Below are 14,882 nucleotides of genomic sequence, written 5' to 3' on the forward strand. Positions count from 1 at the left end.
GCGGCGGCGTATGCGTAGACGCGCCGACATGCCGCTCCTGGGCGGTATACGACCGCCGATCGCGCTGCTGTGCCTGCTGATCCTCGCCCTGGCCGGGCTGACCGCCAAAGTGCTGGGCCCCGCCGGTGAGCCGGCCGTGCCGAAGGCGGTGCTGAGCTCCCAGAAGCACTTCGCGCAGGACGGCGCCATCGCCCTGCGTGCGTCGATCGACGAGCGGGTCACCGACCTGAACCGCACCGCGGCCGCGCTGAAGGCGGGGGAGCCCGCCGATCCGGAGCGGGTGCTGTCGGACCTGAGCAACACGTACCAGAAGTGGACCGGCACCACCGTGCTGGACCTGGAGAGCGGCAAGGTGCTCGCCGCGAGGGGTGAAACGATTCCGCTCGCCTGGCTGGACAAGGACGTCCTGACCGGTGAGAACGCCCTCACTCCCCGCATGGTCCGGCTGAAGACCGGCGATGTGCGGCTGATGACCATGGCCCTCCTCGACTGGAAGGACCGTCCGCAGCAACTGCTGATCGCCTCCAACAGCCTCTCCGTGCCCGCCATCAACCTGGGCCCGTTCCGCTCGATGGCCGTGGTGGCCCGCGGCGGCGAGGTCCTCGCCACGGCCGGCTTCGAGCGGGCCGAGGCGCTCAACTCGGACGCGGAGCGCAGCGAACTCTCCTTCCTGCAGAAGCAGATGACCCGGCTGTCCGAACAGGCGGCCACGGAGACCGAGCAGGATCCCGTCAGCGCCAGGGAGCCCGGATCCCGCGGCTACCCGGGCGTCAGCGGAACCCTGCTGGGCGACTCCTACAACGGCCGTATCGCCACCGCCGGATACGCCTCCCTCGCCTCCGCCGACCCCGAGCAGCGCAAGAGCGTCGGCGCGGGCCTCGGGCTGACGGTCGTAGCCATGCTGCCCGTGGTGCAGGAGCAGGCCGTCGGACAGGAGCGGGAGCTGTACGGGCTGGTGGCGGCCGGCGTCCTGGTGGTCTTCGGGCTGGTGGCGGCGGCCCTGCTGTGGATGGCCGTGCAGCGGCCCCTGCTGGGGCTCTTCCTGGAGTCCCGCCGACTGGCCCGCGGCGATCTGACCCGTCCCGTGGCCGTGCCCCGCTGGGGCGAGGCCGCCCGCATCGGCGCCGCCCTGGAGCGGCTGCGCGCGCAGCTGTCCGGTGGGGACGTGGAGTCCCAGGCCAGTGGTCGTAAGGGCCGGCTCGGACTGCGGGTTCCGCTGGCGCTGACCGCCGCCCTGCTGTTGCTGTGGTGCGTGCCGGTCGGTCTGCTGCTCAACCGCACGGACGCGTCGGTGAGTGTGCCGAGCACCATGGTCAACGACCAGCGCGACCGCACCGACCTGGTCGCCGACCGCGTCCGCCGGGCCCTCAACGAGGCCCAGGCCGACCTCGTCTCCATCTCCCGTCTGATCGACGCGGACGACCCCGACGCCACCACGGGCGTGCTCGACGACGCCCTGCGCAAGCACACGCGCTACGGCTCCCTGTACGTCGTCGACGAGGGCGACGTCGTCGCCCGCGCCGGGGCGGAGCCCGACTCCACCTGGAGCGAGGAAGAGGACGAAGAGGAGACCGACTCGCTCGTCCGCGTGTCGGGCGAGGGCGGCAAGAAACCGGTGATCCAGGCCGGGGCCCCCGTACCGGACCACAAGGACATGACCCTGGTCGGCGAGGTACGGGTGGAGTTCCTCAACTCGCTGCTGAACCGGCCCGGTCTCGGCGAGGTCCGCGTGGTCGACACCAAGGCCAGGACGATCGCCGCCAGCGACGGCTTCCTCGCCTTCGAGGACCTGCCGCGCGAATCGCTCACCGACCTCGTGCGGGCCGGCAGCGTCAGAGTGGGCGCGGGCCCAGTGGAGAACGGCCTGCTGATCCGCGAGGGGCGCTCGGTCACCGTCGCCGCCGCGGCGCCCTTCTCCGGTGGCGGCGTGGCCGCCGACATCGGCTGGACCGTGGTCAGCTGGCAGAACGCCAAGCACTTCGAGATCGCCCCGTACGAACGCGAGGACCGCAGCGTGCTCGCCGGGATGCTCGGGCTCGCGCTGATCGTGGTCTGCCTGGGCTGGATCCACCTGGTCGTGGTCCGGCCGCTGCGCGCGCTGGCGAGCAGCGCCGAGAAGCTGGCCGACGGCGACCTCAAGACCGTGCTCTACCCCCGCTACCACGACGAGGTGGGGGCCGTCGTCCGCAGCCTCGAACTGGTCCGCCAGCAGTTGCAGGCCCGCAGGCAGAACCAGTCGCGCCGGAGTGCCGAGCCCCGGCTCGGCGCCGGAGGAAGGTGACCGGCCGTGCTCTACCTCTACTTCGTGCTGCTGATCGGCGGGGTGTTCCTGCTGATCGCGGGCATCATCGAGCAGCGCAGGCACTACGCCGCGCTGCACACCATCCCCTCCCGGGTGCTGGTCAACGGCATCCGCGGCAAGTCCTCCATCACCCGGCTGTGCGCGGGCGCCCTGCGCGGCGGTGAGCTGGTCACCGTGGCCAAGACGACGGGCACCGCGGCGCGCTTCATCCACCCGGACGCCACGGAGGAGCCGGTCTACCGCAAGTTCGGCATCGCCAACGTGGTCGAGCAGATCGGCATCGTCCGCCGGGCCGCCACCTACCGTCCCGACGCGCTGGTCATCGAGTGCATGGCGGTCATGCCGGCGCTGCAGGAGGTCAACCAGAGCAAGCTGATCCGCTCGACGATCGGCGTGCTCTGCAACGTCCGTGAGGACCACCTCGCCGAGATGGGGCCCACCCTGGACGACGTGGCGCGCTCGCTGTGCCGCTCGATGCCGGAGGACGGCATCTGCGTGACTGCCGAGAAGGAGCGCTTCCACATCCTCCAGGAGGAGGCGGACGCCCGTAACTGCAAGCTGATCTACGCCGACCCGGACACGGTCACCGACGAGGAGCTGCGCGGCTTCAGCTGGTTCACCTTCAAGGAGAACGTGGCCATCGCGCTGGTCGTGGCGGACCTGCTCGGCGTCGAGCGCAAGGTCGCGTTGCAGGGCATGTACGACGCCCCGCCGGACCCGGGTGTGCTCTCGGTGGAGAAGTACGTCGCCCCGGACGGCAAGCGACTCGCCTTCGCCAACGTCTTCGCGGCGAACGACCCCGAGTCCACGCTGATGAACATCAACCAGCTGCTCGACCTCGGCGCGATCCGCCGCCCCCTGAACGTCGTGATCAACTGCCGCCCGGACCGGGTGGAGCGCAACGGGCAGATGGGCGAGATCATCCCCGACCTGCAGCCGGACAACGTCTTCGTCATCGGGCACCCGTCCAAGAGCGCCATCGACGCCATCCCCGCCGACTGGCGCGACCGCGCGGTCGACCTCGGCGGCGAGCGCCGCGCGGCGGACGAGTTCATGCCGACCCTGCTCGGCCGGATGTCCGACGGCTCCTCCCTGGTCGCCATCGGCAACATCCACGGACAGGGCGAGGAGCTCCTCGAGTACCTGGCCGAGCTCCCGGCGGACGAGAGCGACGCCGACGAGCCCGGGCAGTCGGCCGCCGCCACACCGCACCAGCCGCAGCGCCTGGACCCGTACGCCTCGTACCCCACGGCCTACGAGGAGCGGTACCAGGCCACGCAGACCCAGGAGATTCCGGTGATCAGCATCCCGGCGCAGCCGGCGGGGCGGTACGCCGAGACGCCGGGGGCGTATGCCGCAGCCGCGGCCGACGGGGGATACGGGACAGGGCAGCAGCCGTACGGCGAGAGCCAGCGATACCAAGGGGCCCAGCAGTACGCCCAGCCGCAGCAGTACGCCGAGCCCCAGCAGTACGGCCAAGACCTGCCGCAGGCTCCGGCGCAGCTGCCGCCCGGGGCCGGGCAGGCGGCGGTGTCGGCGTGGTTCCGCACCGCGCAGCCGTCGACGGACGACGACGGAGGTGGACACCCGCCGCGCGCCTGACACCCGTCCCGCGCGTGGCGCCCCTCGTGTGCCCGCTCCGCCCCTGAACCTGCACCCCTCGTCCGGAGACCTCGTTGACCACCGCCGCCCTGACCCCCGAGATGGCCGCCCTGGGCATCGCCATAGGCCTGTTCTTCTCGCTGCTCTGCTATCTCACGACCAACCTGTCGCCCGGCGGCATGATCACCCCCGGCTGGCTCGCGCTCACCCTGATCGAGGACCTGCAGCGCGCCGCCATGGTGGTGGGCGTCACCGCCCTGACCTACGGCGGCACCAAGATCATGCAGCGACTGGTGATCCTGTACGGCAAGCGGCTGTTCGCGGCGGTGGTGCTGCTGGGTGTGCTGTTGCAGGCCACGGTGATGATCGTGCTCTCGATCGAGTTCCCGCTGCTGTACGGCAACCAGACCCTCGGCTTCATCGTGCCGGGTCTGATCGCCTACCAGATGGTGCGCCAGCCCAAGGGAGCCACCCTGCTGGCCACGGGCACCGTCTCCCTCATGGCCTACATCGTCGTCGCCGCCGGCCTGCTGCTCGGCGTCATGCCGACCGTCTGACAACCGAGGAGCAATTGATGGCAGGGAAGAAGAAGTCACGGCCCGTCGTCACGGGCCTGGTGCTGCTGGCGCTCGTCGGCGCCTCCGGCTACCTCACGGTCGAACTGCGGGGCCAGGAGGAGTCGGGCGTCACCGAGGTGCGCAGCGTCGGGGTCCTGGAGGGCGGCCGCAGCACCGGGGCCGCCTCGACGGACACCGGGAAGGAGACCTGGTCCCGGCTGGAGAACCCGGCGCGGTCCGTGCTGCGCGGGGGCGACGGCCAGATCAAGGCCGTGTTCACGGACGGCGCGCGCACCGCGACCCTGACCGGCCCGGCCCGCACCTTCCAGGAGCCGACCTCGACCGCGTCGAAGGTCAGCACGACGGAATGGGTACGGCTGATGCCCGAGCCGTGGTCCAAGGGGGCGGAGCAGAAGAAGTGGTTCAAGGACTGGTACGCCGAGTACCGGGACAGCAAGGAGGACGACCTCTTCGCCATCGCCTTCCAGTACGTGGCCGGCACGCCGGAGAAGAAGGACGAGCAGGGCACCGTCTACGCCGGTGACGCGAACTTCGGGCCGCTGAACACGGCCGGGGGCGAGGGTGGCGACCTGCGCCTGGAGGAGTCCGACTTCTACGACTACCTCGGGGTGCCGTACCCCTTCCGGGACGGCGCCGTCGGGCAGCCGGAGAGCATGCGGGCCAGATCCCTGGACTGCTCGGGCTTCATCCGCATGGTGCTGGGCTACCGGGCCCGTTACCCCCTGATGTCCTCGGACACCTCCGGCGACGGACTGCCCCGTACCGCCAACGGCATGGCCCGCTCCAAGGAGGGCGTCGACATCCTGCCGCTCGCCGGGATCTCGGCGAAGGACCGGCCCTCCGCCATCGACCAGCTCCAGCCGGGCGACCTCGTCTTCTTCAAGCTCGACACCCGTACCGGTCAGCGGCTCGACCACGTCGGCATGGTCCTCGGACATGACACCGAGGGGCACCTGATCTTCGTCTCCAGCCGTGAGGAGGTCAACGGGCCGACGATCGGTGACGTGGGCGGTGTCTCCCGGCTGGACGGCAACGGGTACTACGCCAAGACGCTGCGCAGCGCCAAGCGCCTGTGAGCCCGAGGGTGGCGGCCGACTGATTGTCGGCCGCCGTCATGCGCCGGCTGCCGCTACTCGTTCGCCGCAGCCGACGCCTGGGCCTCGCCGCGCCGGCGGATCTGCCGGAACGTGAACTCCTGGAGGTCGTCGCCCGTGCTGAAGACCTCGGTGCTCTTGTCCGTGACGTCGTTGCCGTTGATGAAGCCGGCGACGGTGAAGTAGGCGTAACGGCCGTAGGAGTTGGTGGTCGTGCGGCAGGTGGGGCCATTGCAGAAGGGCTTGACGCCGCCGCCGGACAGGGACGCGACGACGCTCTTGTCGTCGGCCTGTCCCTTGGTCTTCGTCGCCTGTGCCTCGGTGTTGAAGACGGCCACGCCGACCGTCACCGCGATGCCGCTCCTGGTGTAGGTGACGCGCAGGAAGCGGCTGCAGTCGTTGGCCTTGAGGACCTTGCCGAGGGTGCCCTGCGGGTTGGCGGCCGAGGCGCAGTTCTTCGTGTCGGCCGTCGGGCCCTTCTTGTACAGGGTCTCGCCCATGGTCAGCTGCGTGCCCGGGAAGAGGATCTCCGGGCTGAGCGGAGCCTTGTCCTTCTTCACGCTGGCCACGAAGTCCTTCGGGTCCAGCGGTGGCGGCGCGGTGGTCGGCGCGAAGGACGGGTCCGCGTTGCCGGACGCGCTCGGGATGTCCGCGGTCGACGGCAGCTGGGAGGACGGGTTGCCGGACGCCTCGCTGTCACCGTTCGCCGACACCACGGCCACGGCGACGGCGGCACCTATCGCGACGGTGGCCAGCGCGCCGCCGCCGACGAGCAGCAGTCGGCGGCGTTTGTTGCGGGTCTCCGACGCCTCGGCGAGAGCGGCCCAGTCCGGAGTCTCGCCGTCGCCGCTGCTCCACGGCTGCTGCTGCGAATTCGGTTTCCAGGGGTCCCACTGGGACTGAGGACCCCCCTGCCCAAAGCTCATGGGCCGCATCTTAGACGGGGCGGCTACCCGTGTGTCGGCCCGTCTCACAGGTCACGGTGGCGTCAGCGGGCCCGAGGTCGTTTTGACCCGTCCGGGGCGGCGCGGGTACTCTTGCAGTTCGTTATGCGTATTGGCTTGGTCGTTCTCAGGCGAGAGGCCCTTACGTAGGTTCCCTGGAGCAGTTACCAGTGGGCGGCATACGGGCATCGTTCCCGGCACTGTCGTCCCCAGCTGCACGATCGCTTCAGTGATGCCATGTATCAGCACCCATCCACTGAAGAAGAAGGCTGCGAAGTGCGTACGTACAGCCCCAAGCCCGGCGATGTCACGCGCCAGTGGCACGTCATCGATGCCCAGGACATCGTCCTGGGCCGTCTGGCCTCCACTGCGGCGTCCATCCTGCGCGGCAAGCACAAGCCGATCTACGCGCCCCACGTCGACACCGGTGACTTTGTCATCATCATCAACGCCGACAAGGTGCACCTGTCCGGCAACAAGCGGACCCAGAAGATGGCGTACCGCCACTCCGGCTACCCGGGTGGTCTGCGCTCCGTCCGTTACGACGAGCTGCTCGCCAAGAACCCCGAGAAGGCCATCGAGAAGGCCGTCAAGGGCATGCTCCCCAAGAACACCCTGGGCCGTCAGATGCTCACGAAGCTGAAGGTCTACTCGGGCGAGAACCACCCGCACGCTGCTCAGCAGCCGGTTCCGTTCGAGATCACCCAGGTCGCGCAGTAAGTCCGGCCACCCCCTAAGACTGAAGAGAATCTGAGGAGAATCGTGGCCGAGACCACCGTCGAGACGCCCGTCGAGGGCGAAGAGATCGTCGACATCGAGAGCTACACCACCGAGTCCGAGGTCCCCGTCGAGGGCGAGTACACCTCGGAGTCGCTGGCGTCCCGCTTCGGCGACCCCCAGCCGGCCGCCGGCCTGGGCCGCCGCAAGAACGCCATCGCCCGCGTCCGGATCGTCCCGGGCACCGGCAAGTGGAAGATCAACGGTCGTACCCTCGAGGACTACTTCCCGAACAAGGTGCACCAGCAGGAAGTCAACGAGCCGTTCAAGGTCCTCGAGCTCGAGGGTCGCTACGACGTCATCGCCCGCATCGCGGGTGGCGGCGTCTCCGGCCAGGCCGGCGCCCTGCGCCTCGGTGTGGCCCGCGCGCTGAACGAGGCCGACGTGGACAACAACCGCGGCGCCCTCAAGAAGGCCGGATTCCTCCGCCGCGACGACCGTGCGGTCGAGCGCAAGAAGGCCGGTCTGAAGAAGGCCCGTAAGGCTCCGCAGTACAGCAAGCGCTAATCACGGCGGCGTCTGTTCGTACCCCGAACGCCCCGGCGGCACGCCACAGTGCCGTCGGGGCGTTCGTTTATCACAGCCAGAGGCGTATAACGGCACAAGACGCTCAAAGGCTGGCGTGATCGGATGCTTTCCAAACTGAGCTTTCATCAGATTCTTAGAGGGCTTCAGGAATGATCCCCTTCCGGGAACTGTGAACGTATGGAGGACAAGTGGGACGACTCTTCGGCACAGACGGCGTGCGCGGTGTCGCCAACGCGGATCTGACGGCCGAGTTGGCACTCGGCCTCTCCGTCGCCGCGGCGCATGTACTGGCCGAGGCGGGCACGTTCGCGGGGCACCGGCCGACCGCCGTGGTCGGCCGTGACCCGCGCGCGTCCGGGGAGTTCCTGGAGGCCGCCGTGGTCGCGGGCCTGGCCAGCGCGGGTGTGGACGTGCTGCGCGTCGGTGTGCTGCCGACGCCCGCGGTCGCCCATCTCACCGGCGCGCTCGGCGCGGACCTCGGCGTGATGCTCTCCGCCAGCCACAACGCCATGCCCGACAACGGCATCAAGTTCTTCGCCCGCGGCGGCCACAAGCTCGCCGACGAGCTGGAGGACCGTATCGAGTCGGTCTACGAGGAGCACCGGACGGGCGCTCCGTGGAACCGGCCCACGGGTGCGGGTGTCGGGCGGGTGACGTCGTACGACGAGGGCTTCGAGCAGTACGTCGCCCACCTCGTCTCCGTACTCCCGAACCGTCTCGACGGGCTGAAGATCGTCCTCGACGAGGCGCACGGCGCTGCGGCGCGGGTCTCGCCGGAGGCGTTCTCGCGGGCCGGTGCGGAGGTCATCACGATCGGTGCCGAGCCGGACGGGCTCAACATCAACGACGGCTGTGGCTCCACGCATCTGGGTCTGCTGAAGGCCGCCGTGGTCGAGCACGGCGCGCATCTCGGCATCGCGCACGACGGTGACGCCGACCGGTGTCTCGCCGTCGACCACACCGGTGCGGAGGTGGACGGCGACCAGATCCTCGCCGTGCTCGCGCTGGCGATGCGGGAGCGCTCCGCGCTGCGTGCCGAGACGGTGGTGGCGACGGTGATGTCCAACCTCGGGTTCAAACTGGCCATGGAGCGTGCGGGGTTGACGCTCATTCAGACGGCTGTCGGTGACCGGTATGTGCTGGAGGAGATGAAGGAGCACGACTACGCCCTCGGTGGCGAGCAGTCCGGGCACGTCATCATCCTCGATCACGCGACGACCGGTGACGGGACGTTGACCGGGCTGTTGCTGGCGGCGCGGGTCGCGGAGACGGGTCGTACGCTGCGGGATCTTGCTTCTGTTATGGAGCGTTTGCCTCAGGTGCTCATCAATGTGCCGGATGTCGACAGGGCCCGTGTCGGGGACTCGGCGGAGCTTGCGGTTGCCGTTGCTGAGGCGGAGCGGGAGTTGGGGGCGACGGGGCGTGTGTTGCTTCGGCCGTCGGGGACTGAGCCGTTGGTGCGGGTGATGGTGGAGGCTGCGGATATTGAGCAGGCTCGGTCTGTGGCTGGGCGGCTTGCGGATGCGGTGAAGTCGGCGCTCGGGTAGTTGTTTGTGCCGGGTAGGGGTGGGGGGTTCTGGTCTGTTGCGGGCTGCTGGTTCGTTGTGGCTTGTCGCGCAGTTCCCCGCGCCCCTTACGGGGCGTTTTTCTTACCGCGTTGCGTCGACCAGAGCCATTTTTGGGCCAGTAGCGTCAGGGTGCCGGCCAAGAGGATGCCCAGTAGGTTGAGCAGGAGTTGTTCGGTGGAGCCCCAGGTTTGTTTGGTGTCGCCGTAGCTGAGGGCGACTGCCGCGTTGGCTGCCGCGGGGACTGTTGTCACCGAGATGGCTACTCCCACCAGGGCGCCCGACTTGGCTGAGGTGAGGGACAGGGTGCCCGCGATGCCGGCCAGGACCGCCACGATGAAGGAGAACTCGTCGGGGGCGTAGATGAAGGCGGTGTTGGGGCGGGTGGCGTCCAGCTGCTCCTGCGTGAACTCTCCGATCGAGTCCATGAAGAGGCTGAAGGCGACGGTCACGGCCATCGCCACCGCGAAGCCGACCAGCAGGGCGATCAGTGAGCGTACGGCGAGGCGGGGATGGCGCTGGACGATCGCCGTGGAGAAGCCGGCCAGGGGGCCGAACTCCGGGCCGACCGCCATCGCGCCCACGATCAGGATGGCGTTGTCGAGGACGACACCGCAGGCCGCGATCATCGTGGCGAGCGTGATGAAGGCGACGTAGGTGATCGACAGGGTCGACTCCTCGTGCGTCGCTTCGGCGAGGTGCTCCCACAGGACCGCGTCCGCTGCCTCGCCGGGCGCCTCGTCCTCGGCCTTGTCGGCGCGCTTGGACAGCGACAGGTCGATGTTCTCGACGGCGATGGACCCGAGCTTGTCGAGGTCCAACTCCTGCAGCCTGGTGAGGAGTTCGTCGCCCGCCTCGCGCGCCACGTCGCACATCACCACGTCCCCCGCCGGGTTGCGGGCCGTGCCTGGCAGCACCACGAGGTGGGTGGTGCCGACCGTCTTCTCGATCAGGCGGACCACGTCGTCGGTCTTGTCGGACGGTGTGATCAGGCGGAGGTGCAGCATGGGGGCAGGGTAGCGGTCACAGCTTGCGCAGACTCAGCCGCTGCACCTTGTGGTCAGGTCCCTTGCGGATGATCAGGGTGGCGCGGCCGCGGGTGGGGGCCACGTTCTCGATGAGGTTCGGCCTGTTGATCGTGCGCCAGGTGGTGCGGGCGTAGTCGAGGGCCTCCTCCTCGGAGACCTGGGTGTACTTGCGGAAGTACGAGGACGGGTTCAGGAACGCGGTGTCGCGGAGTTTGCGGAACCGGTTCAGGTACCAGCGCTCGATGTCCTCGGGGCGGGCGTCGACGTACACGCTGAAGTCGAAGTAGTCGGCGAGGCCGACGCGGGTGCGGCCGTCCTTGCCGGGGAGGGCGGGCTGGAGGACGTTCAGGCCCTCGACGATCAGGATGTCCGGGCGGCGGACGGTGAGCTGCCGGCCCGGGACGATGTCGTAGATCAGGTGGGAGTAGACGGGGGCCGTGACCTCGTCCTTGCCCGCCTTGATGTCGGCGACGAAGCGGGTGAGCGCGCGGCGGTCGTACGACTCGGGGAAACCTTTCCGCGACATCAGGCCGCGGGCCCGCAACTCCTTGGTGGGCAGGAGGAATCCGTCGGTGGTGACCAGCTCCACGCGCGGATGCTCGGGCCAGCGGGAGAGCAGGGCCTGGAGGAGGCGGGCGACCGTGGACTTTCCTACGGCGACCGAGCCGGCGACGCCTATGACGAACGGGGTGCCGGACTGGGAACCCTTCTCGCCGGTGTCACCGAGGAAGGTGTTCAGGGCGCCGCGGAGGCCGTCGGTGGCGCCGATGTAGAGGTTGAGGAGCCGGGACAGCGGGAGGTAGATGTCCCGCACCTCGTCGAGGTCGATGACATCGCCGAGGCCGCGCAGCTTCTCGACCTCCTCGGCGGTGAGGGGGAGCGGCGTCCTGTCGCGCAGCGCGCTCCACTCCGTGCGGGTGAGGTCGACGTAGGGAGTCGCCTCCGGCCTGTGCCGGTGGGCGCTCCGGGGCATCGGGGAGACCGGAGAGATCACAGTCCATTGTTACGGGAGTACGCACACTCGGCGGGGTGGGGTCCGTCACGCGGTCGGCTTTCGGGGCGAACCCGGGCAAGACGGGGAATGTCAGTGGCGTCCGTCACAGTTGTGGGAAAGGTGGGCCCCGGCTGGGGTCGATGAACGCCCAGCCCGGGGTCATGAACATCGAGGGGTGACGAACGTCGAGGGGTGACCCATGACCTATGCGATTGAGGCGGAAGGCCTGGTCAAACGGTTCAAGGAGACCGAGGCGCTGGCCGGGGTCGATCTGGGGGCCCGTAAGGGCTCGGTGCTCGGGCTGCTCGGTCCCAACGGCGCGGGGAAGACGACCGCCGTGCGGATCTTCGCGACCCTGCTGCGTCCCGACGCCGGCCGGGCCCATGTGGCCGGCCATGACGTGGTCCGGGACGCCGGGGTCGTGCGCGCCCTCGTCGGGCTGACCGGGCAGTACGCGGCGGTGGACGAGAACCTGACCGGCACGGAGAATCTGCTGCTCATCGGACGGCTGCTCGGTCTGCCGCGGCGGGAGGCCAAGGCGAGGGCGGGTGAGCTGCTGGAGCGCTTTCAGCTGACGGACGCGGCCGGACGGGCCGTGAAGACCTTCTCCGGTGGCATGCGCCGGCGGCTGGACCTCGCGGCCAGCCTGGTGGGCCGGCCCAGCATCCTCTTCCTCGACGAACCGACCACCGGCCTTGACCCGCACAGCCGCGGTGAGCTCTGGGACCTGCTGCGGGGCCTGGTCGCGGACGGCGCGACCGCCCTGCTGACCACGCAGTATCTGAACGAGGCCGATGTACTCGCCGACGACATCGTGGTGATCGACAAGGGTCGGGTGATCGCCGAGGGCACCCCGGACCAGCTCAAGTCGCAGGTCGGCGGGCAGGTGCTGCAACTGCGGCCCGTGCTGGCGCAGGACCTCGCGCGGGCGCATCGGCTGGTCGCCCAGGCGGCCGGGCCGCAGACCCAGATCGAGGGCGAGACGATCACGGCTCCCGTGAACGACCCCCAGCTCATGCCGGCCGTGGTGCGCACGCTCGACCGCGAGGGCATCGCGGTGGGCGAACTGGCGCTGCGCCGCTCCTCGCTGGACGAGGTGTTCCTGGCCCTGACCGGCCACCGTGCCGAGCCGGGCGAACCGGAGAACAACGGCGGTGCGGCCGTACGGGACTCTGAGGCCGAGCGGGAGAAGGCTGAGCGGGGGAAGGCGGTGAGCCGGTCATGACCGCGACCACTGCCACTGCCACAGCCCCGATCACGGCATCGGGCCGCGTGCGGCCCCTGGCCGGACTCCAGCAGACCTTCACGATGGCCTGGCGCAGCCTGGTCGCCGTCAAGCACAACCCGCTCGAACTGGTCGACTACAGCATCACGCCGATCATGTTCGTGTTCCTCTTCACGTATGTGCTGGGCGGGCAGATGGCCGGATCGCCCGAGGCGTATCTGAAGTACGCGCTGCCCGGGATCATCGTGCAGAACACCCTGTTCATGACCATGTACACGGCCATGGCGCTCAACACGGACCTCACGAAGGGTGTCTTCGACCGGCTGCGCAGCCTGCCGATAGCCCGTTCCGCCCCGCTCATCGGGCGGATCACCGCGGACCTCGCCAAGCACGTTTGGGCGATGCTGCTGATGATCGGCCTGGGCCTGCTGCTCGGTTTCCGCATAACCGGCGGCTTCGACGGATTCCTGCTCGGCATCCTTCTGCTGGTCGTCTTCGCCGCGGCCGTCTCCTGGAGCGCGGTGCTCATCGGGATGCTGGCCGGCGACGCGGAGAAGGTACAGGCCTTCGCCTTCACCCTCATCTTCCCCATCACCTTCACCAGCAGCGCCTTCGTCGTCGTCGACACCATGCCCGGCTGGCTCCAGGCCTTCAGCGACGTCAACCCGGTGACCCATCTGTCCGACGCGTTCCGGGGGTTGCTGCTGGGTGGTGCGGTGGCGGAGCCGGTGCTGTGGTCGTTGGTGTGGGCTGCGGGGATCGCGCTGGTGTTTTATCCGTTGGCTATGCGGGCTTATCGGGCGAAGACGTGAGGGGAGCCTAGGCGGGAGTGGCGCACTGCACCATCCCTCGATTTGAAGCAGGCGCCCGGCCGAGGGCGCGACAACTTGGCTTCGGTGGGGCCTGCACATGGATGGGTCAGGGCTGGTGGCCCTTCACGTGGACCATGCTCCCGTCGGTCATGCATGATCTGGCTCAGAGTGGATCGCCACTCGACCGCAGACGGTCGGTCATCGACCAGCCGCGGCCTCTGCCCTGATGCCGGCCAGCAGCAGCCGCAGCCCGAATTGGAACTGTTCGGCTGACCCGACGACAAACAGTTCCTCGCCCGGAGCGGCGGATCCGGGCAGCTCGTTCACCATGTCGCGTACCTGCTCCCAGCGCCGGTCCCGCACCCCCGCCTGGACCGCCATGGCCAGCGACGAGGCCAGGTAGGCGATAAGTGTCTGGAAGCTTCGTACCGCCGTGGCCGGCGGCAGCCCGGCCGCCCCGAGCGCACCCAGCATGCCCACGGCGATCCGCCGCCCGTTCTCTCCCATGGGCGGACGCGCGGCCAGATGCGCGGTGATCCCCGGATGCCTCAGCGCGGCCTCGCGGATGGCGTCCGCGGTCACTGAGATGCGCTCATCCCAGGGCATCCGGGGGTCGGGGTCCCTCACCTCGGCGACGGCCAGGTCAGCAACGGAGTCGAGCAGGGCCTCACGGTTCGCGAAGTGCCGGTAGAGCGCCATGGGGTCGCATCCCAGCTCCGCTGCGATCCGGCGCATCGTCATCGCCTCCGCACCGCCGCGATCGCCCACCTCCAGGGCTTTACGGACGATCAGTTCGGGGGTGAGGAAGCGAGTTTTGGCCATGCCTCCAGTCTCGCACCTTGTCTACGCCGTAGACATCTCGCCTCCGCCTTGTCTACGCTGTAGACGAGGCGGGGTCGCTGTGGCGGTGAGCGCCGCCGAACCGAAGGAGGCGGAAAATGCCCACCACCCTTACTGTCGGCCGATGCGTGGCCGTCCTCATCAGCCTGGGAACGTTCGTCAATCTGCTCGTGAGCGACGTGGAGAGCGCCTTCGTCGCCCCCGACGTGCTGGTGAGCGCGGCACTGGCCGTCGGTGCGGGACTGCCGGCGGAACGCGCGGTGCCGGTGCTCGCATCCGCGTTCGGACTGGCGTCCGGCGTGTTCACGGTGGCCGTGTTCTCCAATTTCGTCCGGGACGAGGTTGGAGTCGGGGTCCTCATACCCGCACTGATCAGTTTGGTCATGACCGTGATCTTCTCTTGGCGTATCGGCCTGCCTGCCCAGAACAAGGCCCTCACCCGACGACCCGTCACTCACTCCCACTCGTGAGCGCGCAAGTCGCTGCCACCCTCTCGCCCATTCCTGAGCTTCGGTAGGTGCTCCGCGGAGCGTTCGTACTGTGGTGGGAATTTCTGAAATCGGGCAGGCGGAGGCCGTTTCGGGCGCGGGTTC

General features: G+C 69.1%; 14 protein-coding genes. 10 read left to right on the forward strand and 4 right to left on the reverse strand.

From position 1 onward, the window contains the following. Nucleotides 1-28 precede the first annotated feature (28 nt). The 4 genes from AB0I98_RS05915 (at nt 29) to AB0I98_RS05930 (ending at nt 5,558) form a co-directional block, all read left to right on the forward strand. Nucleotides 29-2,281, forward strand: coding sequence for a HAMP domain-containing protein (locus AB0I98_RS05915; protein ID WP_362936446.1), 2,253 nt, complete (start codon nt 29-31; stop codon nt 2,279-2,281). A gap of 6 nt (nt 2,282-2,287) precedes the next feature. After that, complete coding sequence (pgsB, locus tag AB0I98_RS05920; protein WP_362935835.1) at nt 2,288-3,904, forward strand: poly-gamma-glutamate synthase PgsB; 1,617 nt, start codon at nt 2,288-2,290, stop codon at nt 3,902-3,904. 74 nt (nt 3,905-3,978) lie between these two features. After that, on the forward strand, nt 3,979-4,461 hold the full coding sequence (locus AB0I98_RS05925; protein WP_019753111.1) for a poly-gamma-glutamate biosynthesis protein PgsC/CapC: 483 nt from the start codon (nt 3,979-3,981) through the stop codon (nt 4,459-4,461). A 17-nt stretch (nt 4,462-4,478) separates the two neighbouring features. Continuing rightward, nucleotides 4,479-5,558 (forward strand): NlpC/P60 family protein, encoded by a 1,080-nt coding sequence (locus AB0I98_RS05930; protein ID WP_362935838.1) that lies wholly within the window; start codon nt 4,479-4,481, stop codon nt 5,556-5,558. Between the two features lie 53 nt (nt 5,559-5,611). On the opposite strand, the gene AB0I98_RS05935 is transcribed toward AB0I98_RS05930, so the two are convergent. Continuing rightward, a complete protein-coding gene (locus tag AB0I98_RS05935) occupies nt 5,612-6,502 on the reverse strand; it encodes a hypothetical protein (protein WP_362935841.1) in 891 nt (296 codons plus the stop codon). A gap of 294 nt (nt 6,503-6,796) precedes the next feature. On the opposite strand from AB0I98_RS05935, the gene rplM reads away from it, so the two are divergent. The 3 genes from rplM to glmM all read left to right on the forward strand — a co-directional run bounded on the left by rplM (nt 6,797) and on the right by glmM (nt 9,372). Next, complete coding sequence (gene rplM / locus AB0I98_RS05940; RefSeq protein ID WP_301983304.1) at nt 6,797-7,240, forward strand: 50S ribosomal protein L13; 444 nt, start codon at nt 6,797-6,799, stop codon at nt 7,238-7,240. Nucleotides 7,241-7,282: 42 nt separating this feature from the next. Further along, complete coding sequence (gene rpsI / locus AB0I98_RS05945) at nt 7,283-7,804, forward strand: 30S ribosomal protein S9 (RefSeq protein WP_155058631.1); 522 nt, start codon at nt 7,283-7,285, stop codon at nt 7,802-7,804. Between the two features lie 209 nt (nt 7,805-8,013). Continuing rightward, entirely contained in the window at nt 8,014-9,372 is a 1,359-nt protein-coding gene (gene glmM, locus AB0I98_RS05950; RefSeq protein ID WP_362935844.1) for a phosphoglucosamine mutase, read from the forward strand. Between the two features lie 86 nt (nt 9,373-9,458). On the opposite strand, the gene AB0I98_RS05955 is transcribed toward glmM, so the two are convergent. Both AB0I98_RS05955 and coaA read right to left on the reverse strand, forming a co-directional pair. Continuing rightward, nucleotides 9,459-10,397, reverse strand: coding sequence for a DUF389 domain-containing protein (locus AB0I98_RS05955; protein ID WP_362935847.1), 939 nt, complete (start codon nt 10,395-10,397; stop codon nt 9,459-9,461). A gap of 16 nt (nt 10,398-10,413) precedes the next feature. Continuing rightward, nucleotides 10,414-11,391 carry a type I pantothenate kinase gene (gene coaA, locus AB0I98_RS05960; RefSeq protein WP_362935850.1) on the reverse strand — a complete coding sequence of 326 codons (978 nt, stop codon included), beginning with the start codon at nt 11,389-11,391 and terminating at the stop codon, nt 10,414-10,416. 220 nt (nt 11,392-11,611) lie between these two features. Here coaA and AB0I98_RS05965 point away from each other — a divergent pair, with 220 nt between their 5' ends. Together AB0I98_RS05965 and AB0I98_RS05970 are read left to right on the forward strand one after the other, a co-directional pair. Continuing rightward, nucleotides 11,612-12,637: an ATP-binding cassette domain-containing protein gene (locus tag AB0I98_RS05965; RefSeq protein WP_362935853.1), complete on the forward strand. Its 1,026-nt coding sequence runs from the start codon at nt 11,612-11,614 to the stop codon at nt 12,635-12,637. Then, nucleotides 12,634-13,449, forward strand: coding sequence for an ABC transporter permease (locus AB0I98_RS05970; RefSeq protein WP_362935856.1), 816 nt, complete (start codon nt 12,634-12,636; stop codon nt 13,447-13,449). Before AB0I98_RS05965 ends, AB0I98_RS05970 begins: the two co-directional genes overlap by 4 nt. A gap of 198 nt (nt 13,450-13,647) precedes the next feature. On the opposite strand, the gene AB0I98_RS05975 is transcribed toward AB0I98_RS05970, so the two are convergent. Continuing rightward, nucleotides 13,648-14,271: a TetR/AcrR family transcriptional regulator C-terminal domain-containing protein gene (locus AB0I98_RS05975; RefSeq protein ID WP_362935859.1), complete on the reverse strand. Its 624-nt coding sequence runs from the start codon at nt 14,269-14,271 to the stop codon at nt 13,648-13,650. Between the two features lie 116 nt (nt 14,272-14,387). On the opposite strand from AB0I98_RS05975, the gene AB0I98_RS05980 reads away from it, so the two are divergent. After that, nucleotides 14,388-14,759, forward strand: coding sequence for a hypothetical protein (locus AB0I98_RS05980; protein ID WP_362935862.1), 372 nt, complete (start codon nt 14,388-14,390; stop codon nt 14,757-14,759). Nucleotides 14,760-14,882: the final 123 nt, after the last annotated feature.

Origin of the sequence: Streptomyces sp. NPDC050211 (assembly GCF_040656035.1) — a bacterium.
Taxonomy (GTDB): Bacteria; Actinomycetota; Actinomycetes; order Streptomycetales; family Streptomycetaceae; genus Streptomyces.

Bases quoted from the DNA above. Each gene is read 5' to 3' on its own strand.
- AB0I98_RS05915 (WP_362936446.1), top strand. From the start codon at position 29: ATGCCGCTCCTGGGCGGTATACGACCGCCGATCGCGCTGCTGTGCCTG.
- AB0I98_RS05975 (WP_362935859.1), bottom strand. From the start codon at position 14,271: ATGGCCAAAACTCGCTTCCTCACCCCCGAACTGATCGTCCGTAAAGCC.
- AB0I98_RS05935 (WP_362935841.1), bottom strand. From the start codon at position 6,502: ATGAGCTTTGGGCAGGGGGGTCCTCAGTCCCAGTGGGACCCCTGGAAA.
- AB0I98_RS05965 (WP_362935853.1), top strand. From the start codon at position 11,612: ATGACCTATGCGATTGAGGCGGAAGGCCTGGTCAAACGGTTCAAGGAG.
- AB0I98_RS05980 (WP_362935862.1), top strand. From the start codon at position 14,388: ATGCCCACCACCCTTACTGTCGGCCGATGCGTGGCCGTCCTCATCAGC.
- AB0I98_RS05930 (WP_362935838.1), top strand. From the start codon at position 4,479: ATGGCAGGGAAGAAGAAGTCACGGCCCGTCGTCACGGGCCTGGTGCTG.
- coaA (WP_362935850.1), bottom strand. From the start codon at position 11,391: ATGCCCCGGAGCGCCCACCGGCACAGGCCGGAGGCGACTCCCTACGTC.
- AB0I98_RS05955 (WP_362935847.1), bottom strand. From the start codon at position 10,397: ATGCTGCACCTCCGCCTGATCACACCGTCCGACAAGACCGACGACGTG.
- AB0I98_RS05970 (WP_362935856.1), top strand. From the start codon at position 12,634: ATGACCGCGACCACTGCCACTGCCACAGCCCCGATCACGGCATCGGGC.